The following is a 15,358-nucleotide window of genomic DNA, read 5'->3' as shown; positions in this document are numbered from 1 at the left end:
GCCATGGTTCGCCGGGATCGACGGAGCGCGCTGGCCCGAACCCGGCGAACGTCAGAAGGTGAGCTGGACCTTCATGGCGCGCGAGCGGTCGCCGGCCAGCTCGAACGCCTCGATCGCGTTCTCGAACGGCACGCTGGCGGTGAGGAGGGGCTTCACGTCCACCAGCCCGTTGTTCATGAGCTCGACGGCCAGTTGGAACTCGGCGTCGAAGCGGAAGGTGCCGCGAAGCTGCAGCTCCTTCGCCACGAGGGTGTTGAGCGGCAGCGTGGCGTCGCCGCCAAGGCCGACCTGGACGATCACTGCGCCGGGCCGAAGCACGTCGAACGCGCCGCGCAGGGCGGCCTGGTTGCCGGACGCCTCGAACAGGACGTCGAACACGCCCTTGTTGACCGCGTAGGGAGCCAGGGACTCGGGCGACTTCGCGACATTGATGGTGTGGGCGGCGCCCATGCGTGACGCGATCGCCAGCGGGGCGTCGGCGACGTCGGTGGCGACGATCTCCGCGGCTCCGGCCAGCCGGGCGCACAGGATCGACAGCGCGCCGATGGGTCCGCAGCCGGTCACCAACACCCGCTTGCCCAGCAGCGGGCCGGCGACGCGCGCGGCGTGGAGGCAGACCGCGAGCGGCTCGGCCATGGCGGCTTCGGCCATGCTGACGCCGTCGCTCACCGGGATGGCCTGCAGGGCGGAGGCGGTCAGCTCCTGACGAAAGCCGCCCTGGACATGGGGCGTGCGCATGGCGCTGCCCATGAAGCGCATGTCGGTGCAGTGCTGATGAAGGCCCTCGCGGCAATAGGAGCAGCGCTCGCAGGGGCGGCTCGGGTTGACCGCCACGCGCTGGCCGATGGCCAGGCCGGACACGCCTTCGCCCAGTTCGGCGATCGAACCGGCGATCTCGTGGCCCAGCACCATGGGCTCCTTCACCCGGACGACGCCGAAGCCGCCGTCCTGATAATAATGGAGGTCCGAGCCGCAGATCCCGCCCGCCGCGATCCGGATGCGCACCTCGCCCGGTCCCGGAGGCGTGACCTCCACGGTCTCGACGCGCAGGTCCCTGGCCGAATGGATACGTACGCCGCGCATGGAACCCTCCGCTGATCGCGCCGGCTCGCCGGCGCTGAGACGTCGGACTGCATAGCGCAAAACGCCGCGTGAACAAGCGTCGCGTCGGGACGAGCGCCGCTGCGTCTAACGGGGCGTCATCTCCAGCGCGAACTCGTAGACGGCGAAAACCGCCGCCGTCAGGGCGAACAGCAACTCGGCTGTGATCTCCACGGCGGCCTCCAGCGCCAAGGTTTCGGCGTCAACGCGGCCGGCGGACCATTGTTCCTGCCCAAATCCCGAAGCCTGGCCGTAGAGAAGAAGAAATGATCTTTTCCAAAAATAAGAATTGCTTTGTTCATGTCTGTGCTGGGTCGGAGCGAGGTTCTTCACCGACAAACGTTAGACTGCTTGCGATACACGGGCGAGCGGGTTCTGGATGCTTGCTTCTTTCGCGCATCCCGAACTATGGTCGCCCGAATTGTTGAGCACGAGCCGAGCGCCACGTCCCATGGTCGATCCAATCGGGCCCGATCGGGATGACGCGCCGGCGGCTCCGATCAGCCTGGAAGCCGAGATTGCGGAGTTGCGTCTGGCTGTGGCGTCGCGGGACAACTTCCTCGCCCTGGTGGCGCATGAGCTTCGCAATCCGATGACGCCGATCCTGGCGCAGGTGCAGCGGCTGAAGAGGCTTTCGGGCGAGCCGACCACGAGCGCGGCCGCGGTCGGCGCGGCTGCGGAGCGGGCCGAGAAGCTGGTGCTGCACTACATCAAGCGCGTCACCATGCTGCTGGACGTGACCCGGATGAACGCGGGCAAGTTCCACCTGCAGCCCGAACTCCACGACGTCGTGGAGACGGCCCGGCATGTGGTGGAGAGCCTGGGTCCGGCGGCCGCCTATGCGGGATGCGCCATCACGCTTCGGGCGCCCGCCGCCCTGCCGGCCACCCTGGACAGGCTGGCCGCGGAACAGATCCTGGAGAACCTGGTGAGCAACGCGATCAAATATGGGGCGGGCACGCCGGTGACGGTCTCGCTGTTCGAAGACGCGTCGAGCGTCGTCTTCGAGGTGGCGGACGAAGGTCCGGGGATCAGTCCGGACAACCGGGACAGGATCTTCGAGCGGTTCGAGCGCGTCCTCGCCGGCGGTTCCACCGCGGGCGGGTTCGGCGTGGGTCTGTGGGTGGTCCGCCAGCTGGCGGAGGCGATGGGAGGCGCGATCGACGTGTCGTCGCAGGCGGGTCGAGGCGCGGCGTTCCGCGTCACGCTTCCGCGCCACGCCGACGGGGGCGCGTCGTCGCGAGAGATGGAGGGGCGGGTATGAAGCATCGCGGACTGCCGAGGTCACCCACGTGCATCCCGGGTCTGGACACCCTGCTCGGAGGCGGCGTCCTCACGGGCGGGATCTATATCATCCAGGGCGCTCCCGGCGCTGGAAAGACGATCCTGGCCAATCAGATCTGCTTCGGCGCCGCGGCCACGGGCGGGCGGGCGCTCTATGTGACGCTGCTGGCCGAGAGCCACGCGCGCATGATCGGGCATCTGGGCGCGTTCAGCTTCTTCGACCCCAACCGCGTCCCCGACCAGGTGACGTATCTGAGCGGCTTCAAGACGCTGGAGGAAGACGGGCTGAAGGGCCTCGTCGACATGCTGCGCCGGGAGATCAGGAGCCGTCAGGCGACCACCCTCGTGCTGGACGGCCTCGTTTCGGCCGAGGAAACCGCAGCCTCTCCCCGGGAGTTGAAGAAGTTCATTCACGAGTTGCAGACGCAGGCCGGCCTGACGGATTGCACCATGTTCCTGCTGACGAGCGCCTATACGGGTCAGCGGATGGTGTCGGCGGAACATACGATGGTGGACGGCCTCTTCGAGCTGCAGAACCGATCCTATGGCCGGCGGTCCGACCGTGAGCTGCAGGTCCACAAGTTCCGGGGCGGCCCCATGATCGGAGGCGTACACTCCTATGTGATCAACGATCATGGGGTGCAGGTCTATCCGCGCATCGAGGCGCTCTACGCGAAGCCGACCTATCTGGACGACGCGGACGGTCCGCGGATCGACACGGGCGTCGGGCTGCTGAACGACATGATGGGCGGCGGCCCGAGCCGCCATTCCATGACCCTGCTGCTTGGCCCCGCCGGCATCGGCAAGAGCACGGTCGGGCTGCAGTTCCTGGGCGGAGGGGGCAAGTCGGAGCCCGGGCTCTATTTCAGCTTCAACGAGAGCCCGCGTTCGATCGCCGTGAAGGCGAAGGGGCTGAAGCTTCCCGTCGTGGACCTGATCGAGAGCGGCCATGTGGGCGTGCTCTGGAACCCCGTCACGGAGGGCGTCGTCGACGCGGTGTGCGACTCGCTTCTCGACATCGTGCGCAAGCGCGGCGTCCGCCGGCTGTTCATCGACGGCATCGACGGGTTCGCCAAGCTGGCCAGCGAACAGGGCCGGGTGGGGCCCTTGCTGACGGCGCTCAGCAACGAGCTGCGCTCGCGTTCCGTGTCGACCTTCTCGACGGCCGAGATGGACCTCGCAGGCATCGTTCCCGGGCAACCGCTCGCGGGACTTTCCGTCCGGGACATGTCGCCCGTCGCCGACAACATCGTCCTGATGCGCTTCGTCGGCACCCGCTCGCAACTGCACCGGCTGATCGCCGTGCTGAAGGTGCGCGAGTCCAAGACCAGCCTTCAGTTCCGCCGCTACCGGATCGAGGAGGGCGGCCTGATCATCGAAAGCGACGCGACCGCCGCTGAACGGCTGCTCGGCGGCTTCTCGTCCATGTCCGACGGCGCCCAGGCGCTCTCCCCGGCCGCCGCTGCGCCGGACCAGCTCGGACGCGGAGACTGATCTTGCGCACAGTGCTGGTTGTCGACGACGAGTGGGCGATCGCCGAGGTGCTTGAGGACGTGCTCGGGGACGACGGGTATCGGGTCTCTGTCGCGAATAACGGCAAGGAGGGCATCGACCGCGCCCTCTCGGACAAGCCGGACCTGATCCTGCTCGACTACATGATGCCGGTCCTGGACGGACCGAAAACGCTCGAAGCCCTCGCTCGGGACGAGCGGCTGAGGGACATCCCGGTGATCATGATGAGCTCGCTGCCAGAGCAGACGGTGCGGGAGCGATGCAGGGGGTATGTCGCCTTCCTGCGCAAGCCTTTCCTGATCGGAGACGTGCTGCTCGCCATACAACAGGTCCTGTCTTCAAAGTAAACGGCCCCGCGGATCCATGATCCACGAGGCCGTTAGCTGGTCACCGACTTTCAGGCTTCAGCGCCAGAACAGCGCCAGAAGAATAATGATCGGAAGCGGAATGCCGATCATCCAAAGAAGAGCTCCTTTTCCCAGACCCATCGTCGTCCTCCTGCGTTTCAACTTGCAAACATAACGGATACGCCAACGGTTAGGTTCCGGGACTTCATCGTCATAACGTCAGACTTTCGTGAGAGGCGCCGTCGGGGCGCTTGCCAAGCGCCTCTCGCCGGGCGATGGAGAAGGCCTCAGGGCTCGCCATGTTTTCTCCGATCAGCTCGTCCATCATCCCCGCAGAGGACCTTCCGACGAAGGCTCTGAAGACCCTGAACGATCATTGGTCCGAGACGCGGTTCGGCGCGCTGCCGCGCCTGAAGGACCTCGATCCGTCGCTGGTCGGCCTCATGGCCGGGCGCGTGCACCTCATGCATGTCCAGCCCGGCGGGGCCTATCGCTTCCTCCACTACGCACGGGCGACGACGAACCCCGACGGCCTCAACATGTCCGGCCGGACCACGGCCGACTACGCCGACAGGGTCTTCGGCGCGATGGTGGAAGAGCACTATGGCGAGGCCGTGCGGCTCGGCCGTCCTGTCTGCCGGAAGATCGCCGCGAGGTGGCGCGGGCAACCCTACGAGTATGTCAGGCTCACCATGCCCTACTCGGCGGATGGCGGTCCGAAGGTCGTGTTCCTCGTGGTGGCCAGCCACCGGCTCACGATCCCCGGCGAACTCGACCGGGACGAGGGTCCCCCCGACGAAAGCGAGTCGCAGCGGCTGGCGGCGACGATCGCGTCGACGGCGCGCGCCAGCCAGCTCACCAGCGATCCGGAGATGCTGGCCGCTCTGGACGCCATCGAGGTCGCAGCGGAAATCCGCCTGGTCGAGGCCAGGAAACCGCCCTTCGCCGGTCAGGACAGCTGATCCGGGCGCCTTGAAAAAAGCTGAACCTATGCGGGAACCGTCATCTTGGCTGCGAGTTTACGCTCAGCTGCGGCTTGGGTGAGGGGTCAGGGGCGGTCCTGCTGAACTTCCGCGTGGTTTCGACCACGCGTTTGGACGTGTGAGACAATCCGGCGCCTTCCCGCATCGGGAGACATGAGACATGGCCGTCACGGCCGATTGGGCGCGGATCGTCACTCAGCACGAAGCAGGCATTCTTCAACGTTGGCTCCAGGCTCTCAGGGCCGACAGCACGCTCCAGACGGGCCGCATCAAGGATGCGGAGCTGGCGTCCGAGTGCCGCACTTTCCTCGGGCTTCTCGGGCCGTATCTCGCCAAGGGTCCGGGCGCGGCCTCTCCCGGCGACGGGATCACCGACATGTTGGCGTCCCTGTCGCGCTCGCGCGCAGTCCAGGGATTCACGCCCAGCGAGACGGCCAACTTCGTCCTGGCCGTGAAGGCGCCGCTGTTCGAGGCGCTGCGGGAGGAGGCGGACGGCGGCGCCTCCGCCCTGGCGACCAGCAACGAGGCCATGAAGGCCATCGACGCGCTCGCGCTCCTGACGATCGAGATCTACCAGAAGAGCCGCGAGCAGGTGATCATCCGGCAGCAGCGGGAGATCTCCGAGCTGTCCACGCCGGTGGTCAAGCTTTGGGACGGCGTGCTGGCCTTGCCGCTCATCGGCACGCTCGACAGCGAGCGCACGCAGGTCGTGATGGAGAACCTGCTGCAGTCCATCGTCGATCACTCGGCCGAGATCGCCATCATCGACATCACCGGGGTTCCGACCGTCGACACCCTCGTGGCGCAGCATCTGCTGAAGACCGTGGCGGCAGCGCGCCTCATGGGCGCCGACTGCGTAGTGAGCGGCATCCGCCCGCAGATCGCCCAGACGATGGTGCATCTCGGGGTGGAGTTGAACGTGGTCTCGAAAGCGAGCCTGGCCGACGCTCTCGCTCTGGCCCTGCAGCGGATCGGCAAGCGCGTGGTCGACGTCGGGGCTCCCGCCCCGGGCGACATGCAGCGGTGAGGACCCAAGATGGACCGTATCCCCATCCTCAAGATGGGCGACGCCCTGCTGATCACCATTCAGGTCGACATGCATGATCGTCTGGCACTGGCGCTCGAGGAGGACCTCACCGCCAAGATCGCGGCCACGCACGCCAAGGGCGTGCTGATCGACATCTCGTCCCTGGAGATCGTCGACAGCTTCATTGGGCGCATGCTGGACAACATCGCGGCCGTCTCACGCATGCTCGACGCCGAAACCGTCGTGGTCGGCATGCGGCCGGCCGTCGCGATCACGCTGGTCGAACTCGGCCTTTCGCTCACCGGCGTGAAGACCGCGCTGAACGTGGAACGCGGCATGCTGCTGATTCAGAAACGCCTTCGTGGGCTCGGAGAGTTCAGTGGCCGTCATTCGTGACGATGTCATGCCCATCCGAAGTTCGGATGACATCGTGAGAGTGCGCCAGGACGTGCGCTCCCGCGCCATCGAGATCGGGTTGAGCCTGGTGGACCAGACCAAGATCGTGACCGCCGCCAGCGAGCTCGCCCGCAACACGCTCGACTATGGCGGGGGCGGAACGGCGCGGCTGCAGATCATCCAGGACGGCGGCCGGCGCGGCGTGCGGCTGACGTTCGAGGACCAGGGACCCGGCATCGCCGACATCCAGCTCGCCCTCAAGGACGGCTACACGTCCGGGAAAGGGCTTGGATTGGGATTGAGTGGAGCCAAACGGCTCTCCAACGAGTTCTCCATCGATTCCGCTCCCGGCGAGGGGACGCGGGTCACCATCGTGCGCTGGTCTTGAGGATCCCCCATGGCTACCCAGGCGATCAGCGTGACCGAAGCCAGCCAGGTGTCTGAAGTGCGCAGGGCCGCGACGGCTCTGGCGCACCGCGTGGGGTTCTCGGAGGTCGATTCAGGCCGGGCCGCCATCGTGGCCACCGAACTGGCGACGAACCTCGTGAAGCATGGCGGCGGCGGCTCGGTCCTGGCCTCGCTGTTCTCCGAACAGGGACGGGAAGGCGTCGAGCTGATCGCCGTGGACCGCGGGCCCGGGATGGGCGACGTCTCGGCCTGCCGCAGGGACGGGCATTCGAGCAGCGGCAGCGCCGGGCAGGGCCTCGGGGCCATCGAGCGGCTCTCGCAATTCAGCGACATCGCGTCCTGGCCGGGCCTCGGCACCGTCGTCGTGGCCAGGCTGGAGAAATCGTCCCCGGCAGGCCAGGCGGCCTCGACGGCCGACAGCCGAATGTGCTGGGGGGCGATCTCCACGCCCAAGCCGGGCGAAGAGGCCTGCGGGGACGCCTATTCGATCGCGTCCTTCCGCGACGGCCAGCCCGCCATCCTGGTGGCGGACGGGCTCGGCCACGGCGCGGCCGCCGCGGAGGCCTCCACCGCCGCCGTGCGCCTCTTCGCCGGCGCGGCCGGCAAGGATTCGGATCCGGTCGACAGCCTCGAACGCATCCATGACGGACTGCGCGCCACGCGGGGGGCGGCCATTGCGGTGGCCCTCGTGGATCTCGGCCGCGACCGCGTCCTCTTCGGCGGGATCGGCAACATCGCGGGCGCGATCGCATCGCCCGGAGACGTGCGCCGGATGGTGTCGCACAACGGCACCGCGGGGCTGATGGCGCGGCGCGTCCAGGCCTTCGAATACGCACTTCCGGCGGGCGGACACCTCATCCTCCACTCGGACGGGCTTTCGACCAACTGGTCGCTGGACCGGTATCCCGGCATTCTCGCCGCCCATCCCAGCCTGATCGCCGCCGTCCTCTGGCGGGACCAGAACAGGGGGCGGGACGACGCCACGGTGCTGGTCGCGAGGGCGCGGCCGTCATGACCCTGCCGATCCTGTCCACCCGCATCGCCAGCGAGACGGACGTCGTGTTCGTCCGCCAGCGCGCGCGGCGCATCGCGGAGAAGCTCGGCTTCGACGCGCAGGACCAGACCCGCATCGCCACGGCCGTATCCGAGGTCGCCCGCAACTCTTTCGCCTATGCGGGGGGAGGGCGGGCCGAGTTCCTCGTCGACCTCGACCGTCAGCCCCAGGAAATGGTGGTGCGGATCGCCGACCAGGGCCCGGGCATCCCGCACCTCTCCACCATCCTCGAAGGCCGCTATCGCTCCCTCACCGGCATGGGCCTCGGAATCCTCGGCGCCAAGCGCCTGATGGACGGCTTCGACGTCCAGACCGCGCCGAACGCCGGGACGACGGTGGAGCTGCGAAAACGGCGCTCCGCGAGGCTCGCCCGATTGCCGGCCGCGGCGCTGTCGGCGGTGGCCGCCGCCGTGGCGAAGGAGCTCGACGGCGACCCGATGTCCGCTCTGCGCGACCAGAACCGGGAGCTCGTGGCCAGCCTCTCGGAGCTGAAGGACCGCAACGAGGAGTTGGAGAAGCTCGGCCGCGAGCTGGAGGACACCAATCGCGGCGTGGTGGCGCTCTATTCGGAGCTCGACGAGAAGGCCGAGCAGCTGCGCCAGGCGAGCGATCTCAAGACGCGCTTCCTGTCCAATATGAGCCACGAGTTCCGCACGCCGCTGAACTCGATCCTGGCGATCTCGCGCATGCTGCAGGACAGGATAGACGGGGACCTGACGCCCGAGCAGATGCGGCAGGTCGGCTATATCCGCCAGTCGGCCGAACATTTGACCGAACTGGTCAACGACCTCCTCGATCTCGCCAAGGTCGAGGCCGGCAAGCTCGACGTCCGCACGAGCCGCTTCAGCGTCACGGAGCTGTTCGGCGGCCTGCGCGGGGCCATGCGGCCTCTGCAGACGACCGAGCGGGTGGCGCTGGTCTTCGAGGACGCGGACGGACTGCCGCTGCTCAGCACCGACGAGGGCAAGGTCGCCCAGATTCTGCGCAACTTCATCTCGAACGCGCTGAAATTCACCGAGGCCGGCTCGGTCGTGGTGAGCGCATCCTGGGACGCCGACCGAAACAGGGTCTCGTTCAGCGTGGCCGACACGGGGATCGGCATCGCCGCCGAGGACAAAGGCAAGATCTTCGACGAATTCGTGCAGCTGGAGAACCGGCTGCAGGCGCGCGCCAAGGGCACGGGGCTGGGCCTGCCTCTCTCGCGCAAGCTGGCGCAGCTGCTGCGCGGCGACGTCACGGTCGCGAGCGTCCCGGGCCAGGGCTCCACTTTCACGCTGACGATCCCGTCCAGCTACGCCGACCATCCGTCGGGCGATGCGCGAGGAGGGTCGCCGCGCCAGGTCCTGGTCGCCGACGACGACGAATCCTTCCGCTACATCGTCCGGCAGCTGATCGGGTCCGACGGCCAGTACGAACTCGTCGAGGCGCGCAACGGCGTGGAAGCCCTGCAGCGCATCCGGCAGGCGCGGCCGGACGTGCTTCTCCTCGACGTGCAGATGCCTGAACTGGACGGTCCAGCGGTCCTGCAGGCCCTCCAGGACGATCCGGACATGCGCTCGCTGCCGGTGATCATGTCGACGTCGCACGTGATCGATCCGGAGCTGCGCAGCCGCCTGGCGCCGGCGAGGGCCCTCCTGAGCAAGGAGGCGCTCTCGCGCGACGTGCTTCTCTCCCTGCTGGCCGGGGTGGCGGGACCACGCGCATGAGCCAGACCTCCGCCGAGCCGCAGCTCGTCCTGAACGTCGACGACACCGAGCCGCTCCGCTACGCCAAGACCCGCACGCTGCAGAGGGCGGGCTACGACGTCGTGGAGGCCGGAACCGGCGCGGATGCGCTGCGCATGGTCGCCGAGCGGCAACCGGCGGTCGTGCTCCTGGACATCAAGCTCCCCGACATCAACGGAATCGAGATCTGCAAGCGGATCAAACGCGAGCACCCGCGCATCCTGGTCCTGCAGGTCTCCGCGTCGCTGGTGGCCAGCGCGGACCGGGCCAAGGGGTTGGACAGCGGCGCCGACGCCTACATGACCCAGCCGGCCGAGCCGGAGGAACTGATCGCGGCGGTGGGGGCGCTGTTTCGGATCCGCAACGCCGAGAGCGCGCTGCTGCGTCTCAACGACACGCTGGAGAAGCGCGTCGAGGAGCGCACCCGCGAGCTCGCGGAGGCGAATGCGCGGCTGCAGGCCGAGATCGCCGAGCGCGCCAAGGCGGAGGCCGCGCTCGTCCAGGCGCAGAAGATGGAGGCGATCGGCCAGCTCACGGGCGGCATCGCGCATGACTTCAACAATCTGCTCGCGGCCGTCGTGGGCGGCCTGCACCTGATCCAGCGGCGGTCGACGGAGCCGCGCGTCGGCGAGATCGCCGGCCACGCCCTCCAGGCCGCCCAGCGCGGCGTCAAGCTGATCTCCCAGCTGCTGGCCTTCTCACGGACGCAGGAGCTGGAAGCGCGGCCCGTGGACGTCAACCAGCTCATCGGCGGCATGCAATCGCTGCTGCGGCAGTCCATTGGCCCCATGGTGGAGATCAGCACGGAGCTCGATCCGGACGCCGGGCTGGTGCTCGCCGACGCCAACCAGCTCGAGCTCGCTTTGGTGAACCTCGCCATCAACGCCCGCGACGCGATGGCGGGCGGAGGCCGGATCGTGCTCGCGACGGCCCGCACGTCGCAGCCGGCGGACGCCAACGCCGAAGCCTGGATCTGCATCTCGGTGAAGGACAACGGGCCCGGAATGCCCGCCGACGTGAAGGACCGCGCCTTCGATCCGTTCTTCACCACGAAGCCCGCCGGGCAGGGCACCGGGCTCGGCCTGTCGCAGGTCTACGGGGTCGCCCGACAACTGGGCGGCCACGCCACGATCGACACCCAGCCCGGAGAGGGAACGACCGTCTCGATCCTGCTTCCGGCCGCGGCGGCTGACGCGATCGAGGAGGCCGCGCCGCCCGAGAGCGAGCCCCAGCCGGGGAAGCAGGAAACGGTGCTGCTGATCGAGGACGACGCGGATGTGCGCTCGGTCATGTCGGCCGCGCTGCTCGAGCTGGGCTATCAGGTGGTCACGGCGGTCGACGGAGACGAGGCGCTGCGGCTGGCCCGGGTAATCCCTGTGGACATCGCCGTGCTGGACTATGTCATGCCCGGCCTCACCGGGGCCGAGACCGCCAAGCAGTTGAAGGAGTTCCTGCCCGACCTGCCGATCGTGTTCGCGAGCGGGCATGCGGACACCCGCGCGCTCGCCGGGGTGCCGGGCGCGCACCATCTCCTGCGCAAGCCGTTCGCCCTGCACGAACTCGCGTCGCGGCTGCGCGACGAGCTGGGCCGCGGGGGCTGAGCCGCGGCGGCTGGACCGGGCGCAGGCTGGCCCTACATCCCAGCTTCGCAGCCCGAGGCGCCTCTTCATGTCCATTCCTTCATCGCGCATCGCCGGATCCGACCAGCTGAACGACGTCGACGTCGTCGTCGTGGGGGCGGGAGCGGCTGGGCTCGCGGCGGCTCGGGCGTTGCAGGCTGCGGGAACCGGCGTGCTGGTCCTGGAGGCGCGCGCGCGCGTGGGCGGACGGGCCTTCACGGACCGGTGCGGCGACACGCCGTTCGACGCGGGCGCGGCCTATGTGCACTACGCCGACCGAAATCCGTGGGTGGACATCGCACGCTCCCTCGGGACGCCGTTGCCGCCTCACCGCGGCTGGGGCGGCGGCGCGCCCTTCCGCGACGGGGTGCGCCTGGGCGAGCCGGAGCGGCGGCGACGCCGCGCGGGCGCCGACCGGCTGGGGGACCTCATGCACGCGGCCGACGATGGACCCGACCGGACGCTGGCCGACCTCGTGCGGGACGAGCCCGTGGAGGTGCGGGAGGCGGCCGACCGGTACGGACGGCAGGCGATCGGGGAAGATCCCGGGCGGATCGGGCTGGCTGATCTCCGGCAGCTCTGGGAAGGGCCGGACAGGACCGTTCCGTCCGGCTATGGCGCGCTTGTGGCCGCATCGGCGGCCGGATTGCCGATCCGGCTCGACAGCCCCGTGTCGCGCATCGCGTGGGGAGGCGCAGGCGTGGTCGTCGAGGGCGCCTGGGGCGCCATCCGGGCCCGCGCCGTGATCGTGACCGTCTCGCTGGGCGTGCTGGCCGGAGAGGGGATCCGCTTCGACCCTGTTCCGCCGTCGCCGGTCCGGGACGCCATCGGCGCGCTGCGGATGGGCGCGCTGACCAAGGTGGTCCTCGAATTCGACGGAGAGCGCTTCGACTGGCCTTCCCCCAGCGACATCTATCCGCTGGAGACGGGCTTCAACCTGGAGCTCTGGCCCTTCGACAGAAACATCGTGATCGGCACGATCGGCGGGACGCCCGCCCGGGACCTGATCGACGCGGGCGAGACGGCCGCCGTCCACGCGCTCCTCGATGCGTTCTGCGGCGTGGTGGGCGTCCGGGCCAGGGATCGCCTGCGCGCCGGACGTCTGTCGGACTGGGTCACGGACCCGTACGCGCGCGGGTCCTATTCCTACGCTCCTCCCGGCGAGGCGGCGGCGAGGCAGGCGCTGGCGGCGCCGATCGGCGGGCGCGTCTTCCTGGCGGGCGAGGCGACGTCGGGCGGCGCGGACACCATCGGCGGGGCCATGACGGTCGGCGGCGCCACGCTGGCCGGCCGCAAGGCCGCCGAAGCCGTGTTGATGGCGCACAAGGCCGCGACTACTGATCCGGCGTGAGCCCGGGCCTGTCGGCCTGCGGCGACGCGCCGACCGCTCCCTGCGGCTTCAGGGCCTTCGAGACGCGGGCCAGCGGGCTCTGGTTGTCGGTCCGCCATTGCTGAGGGCTCGCGCCCGACCACTCGCGGAACGCCCGGGTGAACGCGCTGGCTTCCGAATAGCCGAGCGACAAGGCGATCTCGCTCAGCGGGATGGCGGTGGAGCGCAACAGCCGCTTGGCCACGTCGTATCGGACGGCCGCCAGGAGGGATGAGAAGCTCACGCCCTCGGCGGCGAGCCGCCGGCTGAGGGTGCGACGGTTGAAGCTCATGGCCGCCGCCACCGCATCGACGGAGAGGTCGCTGTCCTGCAGCCGCGTCCGGATGATTCGGCTGACCTCCTCCGACATCGAGTGCTCGGTCAGCTCCTCCGCCGCCTCGATCTGGCCCCGCAGGAAGCGGTAAAGCGCCTTGTCGGAGCCCGGCACGGGGCGGTCCAGCCACGACGTCGGAAATTCGATGCCGGCCTCCTCGGAATCGAACCGCACCGGCGCCTCGAGCAAGTTCCGATAGGGTCCAGCCTCCTCCGGCCGGCTGCGGGACAGATAGACCTGGATGGCGCGCCAGTCCGGGCCGCAGATCGCCTTCAGGGTGGTCCAGGCGACGCCCAGAGCCATCTCGGACGTCTGGACCAGTCCCGTGACCTGCGCGTGCAGAACCATGCAGTTGAGCGTGACGACGTCGTCCTTCTCGTCCACCAGGATGAGCAGCCCGCGTCCCTGGTGGTGCATGAAGGCGCTGAGATTGGCCAGGGCGGAGCGCACGGTCGGCGCATGCTGGGCGAGGAAGCCGACCAGCCCCAGCGAGGACGGGGTCGCGGCGACCCCCACCAGGAGGCCGAAATGAGGAGCGCCGGACAGGGCCGCCCCAGCCTGCAGGAAGCGTCCGCAGTCCTCGAAAGAGATGACGGAATCGGGATCCCGCAGCAGCCTTGCGCTCACTCCGGACGCCCGGCAGGCGTCCTCCAGGGTGCGCCCGAAGTCCGCGAGCACGTCCGATGCGGCCGCCAGCGGGCCAACGCGCATGAAGCCCGGCCGCAAGACGGGCAGTCGGCTGTGGGGGGGCGGGTCTCGATGGGGGCGACTTTGGCGGATGCTGACCATCTGTGCGATTCTGGAGCCACAGCCTACTTAGGCGTGCTACTCGCTTGTAGGTCAACCAAATGACTTCGCTCAATTGCGGAATCAATATAGCCCGTGCCAAAGCGTACGCCGAATGCGCGGCGATATGCGATCTCGTGTCGCAGGGCGGCCATTCGGCCGCCCACGCGAGCGGACCCGTCAGTTCATCCGCGCCAGCGACTCGAGTTTGGCGGCGTCGGTGACGGTGACGAACGGGCCGTCGATCCGGCATCCGCTCTTCTCGATCTGGGCGAAGTTGCGCGACAGGCTCTCGGGCGTCATCCCGAGCCGAAGCGCGAGAGTGCGCTTCGAATAGGGCAATTCGAAACGCTCCGCCCCTCCGAAATGGCGTTGCACGCGCAGCAGCCAGTGGGCGAGACGCTCGATCGAGGTGCGCAGCTTCTGTTCCGCCAGCTCCTTGGCGAGACGGGTCGAGAGCGTCGACGTGATCACCGCGGCCGCCATGGCGAGGCCGGCGTCGCTGGCGAGCGCCGGCGCAAGGGCTCCCCCCGGGACCGCCAGGAGGCGGGCGGTGGTGAGAGTGCGCGCGCCATGCACGGGTTCGTCGCTCGACAGCAGGGCGTCCAGGCCCACGGCCAGGCCGTCGCGGACGGTGCACAGCATGGCCTCGCGACCGGCTTCCGTCGAAAACAGCTCAACCGCGCCGTCCAGGATGATGTGGACGAAGCCCGGTCGTTCACGGGCGCCGATCAGTTCCGTTCCGGATGGAACGCGCTGAACCAGGCACAGTCGTGAGAAATGCTCGAGAGTTCCGGGCGAGGAGTCCCGGAACAAAGGCGTCGAACGAAGACCTTCGACGGAGTAGCTCTGCTGAATGGTCATCAACATACGAAGTTTCCTTCAAGACGAGGCGGTTGGAGCAGGGGGCCATCCACCGTTTGAGGTCAGGGAGCTTTTCGCGGCTTACGCGAATCACCCACTTGACCGTGCGTAGAAGTTGCGCCGTCATGCGTTGCAATGCATGACAATCCGAGACGCGATTTATCTCATAGGTTGTATTACAGAGTGTAAAGATCGAAAACCGAGAAATGGCGCGGCCGAATTATCCGGCAGGGCGCGAACAAGCGGCCTCCCCATGCGTTGTGGGACGAGACACCACGAGAGGAGCGCAGCATGGACAAGCAGCACATCAAGGGCGCGGCCGACAAAGCCAAGGGCGCCGTGAAGGACGCGGCCGGCAAGCTCACGGGCGACCAGAAGATGCAGGCCGAGGGCAAGGCCGACAAGGCCAAGGGCGAGGCTCGCAGCGCCGTCGGCGACGTGAAGGACGCGGTCAAGAAGGCCACCCGCTAAGGCCAACCCGCAGGGACGGACAGGGGCCGGCGCCAAGCCGGCCCCTTTCGTCTGGAGCATGTCTCCAACGAAAAAGGCC

Annotated in this window: 16 protein-coding genes; 12 read left to right on the top strand and 4 right to left on the bottom strand. The window is 68.4% G+C overall.

Features of this window, described 5'->3' with window-relative positions; genetic code table 11:
* Positions 1-51 precede the first annotated feature (51 nt).
* Positions 52-1,083 carry an L-idonate 5-dehydrogenase gene (locus ACYVO7_RS04740; RefSeq protein ID WP_460448694.1) on the bottom strand — a complete coding sequence of 344 codons (1,032 nt, stop codon included), beginning with the start codon at positions 1,081-1,083 and terminating at the stop codon, positions 52-54.
* 105 nt (positions 1,084-1,188) lie between these two features.
* Positions 1,189-1,440 carry a hypothetical protein gene (locus ACYVO7_RS04735; RefSeq protein WP_460448693.1) on the bottom strand — a complete coding sequence of 84 codons (252 nt, stop codon included), beginning with the start codon at positions 1,438-1,440 and terminating at the stop codon, positions 1,189-1,191.
* Between the two features lie 112 nt (positions 1,441-1,552).
* Between ACYVO7_RS04735 and ACYVO7_RS04730 the strand changes: the two genes are divergently transcribed.
* The 11 genes from ACYVO7_RS04730 to ACYVO7_RS04680 all read left to right on the top strand — a co-directional run bounded on the left by ACYVO7_RS04730 (position 1,553) and on the right by ACYVO7_RS04680 (position 12,806).
* On the top strand, positions 1,553-2,365 hold the full coding sequence (locus ACYVO7_RS04730; protein WP_460448692.1) for a sensor histidine kinase: 813 nt from the start codon (positions 1,553-1,555) through the stop codon (positions 2,363-2,365).
* Entirely contained in the window at positions 2,362-3,879 is a 1,518-nt protein-coding gene (locus tag ACYVO7_RS04725) for an RAD55 family ATPase (protein ID WP_460448691.1), read from the top strand. The genes ACYVO7_RS04730 and ACYVO7_RS04725 overlap by 4 nt, the downstream gene beginning before the upstream one ends.
* Before the next feature lie 11 nt (positions 3,880-3,890).
* Positions 3,891-4,244 (top strand): response regulator, encoded by a 354-nt coding sequence (locus ACYVO7_RS04720; protein ID WP_460449121.1) that lies wholly within the window; start codon positions 3,891-3,893, stop codon positions 4,242-4,244.
* 299 nt (positions 4,245-4,543) lie between these two features.
* Entirely contained in the window at positions 4,544-5,206 is a 663-nt protein-coding gene (locus ACYVO7_RS04715; RefSeq protein ID WP_460448690.1) for a hypothetical protein, read from the top strand.
* Between the two features lie 181 nt (positions 5,207-5,387).
* The gene (locus ACYVO7_RS04710) at positions 5,388-6,254 is read left to right on the top strand and encodes an STAS domain-containing protein (RefSeq protein ID WP_460448689.1); all 867 of its coding nucleotides are present in this window, start codon (positions 5,388-5,390) and stop codon (positions 6,252-6,254) included.
* Positions 6,255-6,263: 9 nt separating this feature from the next.
* A complete protein-coding gene (locus ACYVO7_RS04705) occupies positions 6,264-6,650 on the top strand; it encodes an STAS domain-containing protein (protein WP_406854197.1) in 387 nt (128 codons plus the stop codon).
* Between the two features lie 34 nt (positions 6,651-6,684).
* Positions 6,685-7,038 carry an anti-sigma regulatory factor gene (locus tag ACYVO7_RS04700; protein WP_460448688.1) on the top strand — a complete coding sequence of 118 codons (354 nt, stop codon included), beginning with the start codon at positions 6,685-6,687 and terminating at the stop codon, positions 7,036-7,038.
* A gap of 9 nt (positions 7,039-7,047) precedes the next feature.
* The gene (locus ACYVO7_RS04695; protein ID WP_460448687.1) at positions 7,048-8,073 is read left to right on the top strand and encodes an ATP-binding SpoIIE family protein phosphatase; all 1,026 of its coding nucleotides are present in this window, start codon (positions 7,048-7,050) and stop codon (positions 8,071-8,073) included.
* A complete protein-coding gene (locus tag ACYVO7_RS04690) occupies positions 8,070-9,818 on the top strand; it encodes an ATP-binding protein (RefSeq protein ID WP_460448686.1) in 1,749 nt (582 codons plus the stop codon). The genes ACYVO7_RS04695 and ACYVO7_RS04690 overlap by 4 nt, the downstream gene beginning before the upstream one ends.
* The gene (locus ACYVO7_RS04685) at positions 9,815-11,437 is read left to right on the top strand and encodes a response regulator (protein WP_460448685.1); all 1,623 of its coding nucleotides are present in this window, start codon (positions 9,815-9,817) and stop codon (positions 11,435-11,437) included. Before ACYVO7_RS04690 ends, ACYVO7_RS04685 begins: the two co-directional genes overlap by 4 nt.
* A 67-nt stretch (positions 11,438-11,504) precedes the next feature.
* Positions 11,505-12,806, top strand: a complete 1,302-nt coding sequence (locus ACYVO7_RS04680; RefSeq protein ID WP_460448684.1) for a flavin monoamine oxidase family protein — start codon at positions 11,505-11,507, stop codon at positions 12,804-12,806.
* Here ACYVO7_RS04680 and ACYVO7_RS04675 read toward each other — a convergent pair.
* Both ACYVO7_RS04675 and ACYVO7_RS04670 read right to left on the bottom strand, forming a co-directional pair.
* Positions 12,790-13,869, bottom strand: coding sequence for an AraC family transcriptional regulator (locus ACYVO7_RS04675; protein WP_460448683.1), 1,080 nt, complete (start codon positions 13,867-13,869; stop codon positions 12,790-12,792). The two genes, ACYVO7_RS04680 and ACYVO7_RS04675, sit on opposite strands and share 17 nt — an antisense overlap.
* A gap of 255 nt (positions 13,870-14,124) precedes the next feature.
* Positions 14,125-14,814, bottom strand: a complete 690-nt coding sequence (locus ACYVO7_RS04670) for a helix-turn-helix domain-containing protein (RefSeq protein WP_406854190.1) — start codon at positions 14,812-14,814, stop codon at positions 14,125-14,127.
* Between the two features lie 285 nt (positions 14,815-15,099).
* Here ACYVO7_RS04670 and ACYVO7_RS04665 point away from each other — a divergent pair, with 285 nt between their 5' ends.
* A complete protein-coding gene (locus ACYVO7_RS04665; protein WP_460448682.1) occupies positions 15,100-15,279 on the top strand; it encodes a CsbD family protein in 180 nt (59 codons plus the stop codon).
* Positions 15,280-15,358 lie beyond the last annotated feature (79 nt).

The sequence above is a fragment of the Alsobacter sp. SYSU BS001988 genome (genome assembly GCF_054796215.1).
This window is presented reverse-complemented; position numbering and strand designations above follow the sequence as displayed.

Bases quoted from the DNA above. Each gene is read 5' to 3' on its own strand.
- ACYVO7_RS04710 (WP_460448689.1), top strand. From the start codon at position 5,388: ATGGCCGTCACGGCCGATTGGGCGCGGATCGTCACTCAGCACGAAGCA.
- ACYVO7_RS04715 (WP_460448690.1), top strand. From the start codon at position 4,544: ATGTTTTCTCCGATCAGCTCGTCCATCATCCCCGCAGAGGACCTTCCG.
- ACYVO7_RS04670 (WP_406854190.1), bottom strand. From the start codon at position 14,814: ATGTTGATGACCATTCAGCAGAGCTACTCCGTCGAAGGTCTTCGTTCG.
- ACYVO7_RS04705 (WP_406854197.1), top strand. From the start codon at position 6,264: ATGGACCGTATCCCCATCCTCAAGATGGGCGACGCCCTGCTGATCACC.
- ACYVO7_RS04685 (WP_460448685.1), top strand. From the start codon at position 9,815: ATGAGCCAGACCTCCGCCGAGCCGCAGCTCGTCCTGAACGTCGACGAC.
- ACYVO7_RS04680 (WP_460448684.1), top strand. From the start codon at position 11,505: ATGTCCATTCCTTCATCGCGCATCGCCGGATCCGACCAGCTGAACGAC.
- ACYVO7_RS04695 (WP_460448687.1), top strand. From the start codon at position 7,048: ATGGCTACCCAGGCGATCAGCGTGACCGAAGCCAGCCAGGTGTCTGAA.
- ACYVO7_RS04730 (WP_460448692.1), top strand. From the start codon at position 1,553: ATGGTCGATCCAATCGGGCCCGATCGGGATGACGCGCCGGCGGCTCCG.
- ACYVO7_RS04675 (WP_460448683.1), bottom strand. From the start codon at position 13,869: ATGCGCGTTGGCCCGCTGGCGGCCGCATCGGACGTGCTCGCGGACTTC.
- ACYVO7_RS04690 (WP_460448686.1), top strand. From the start codon at position 8,070: ATGACCCTGCCGATCCTGTCCACCCGCATCGCCAGCGAGACGGACGTC.
- ACYVO7_RS04725 (WP_460448691.1), top strand. From the start codon at position 2,362: ATGAAGCATCGCGGACTGCCGAGGTCACCCACGTGCATCCCGGGTCTG.
- ACYVO7_RS04740 (WP_460448694.1), bottom strand. From the start codon at position 1,083: ATGCGCGGCGTACGTATCCATTCGGCCAGGGACCTGCGCGTCGAGACC.
- ACYVO7_RS04665 (WP_460448682.1), top strand. From the start codon at position 15,100: ATGGACAAGCAGCACATCAAGGGCGCGGCCGACAAAGCCAAGGGCGCC.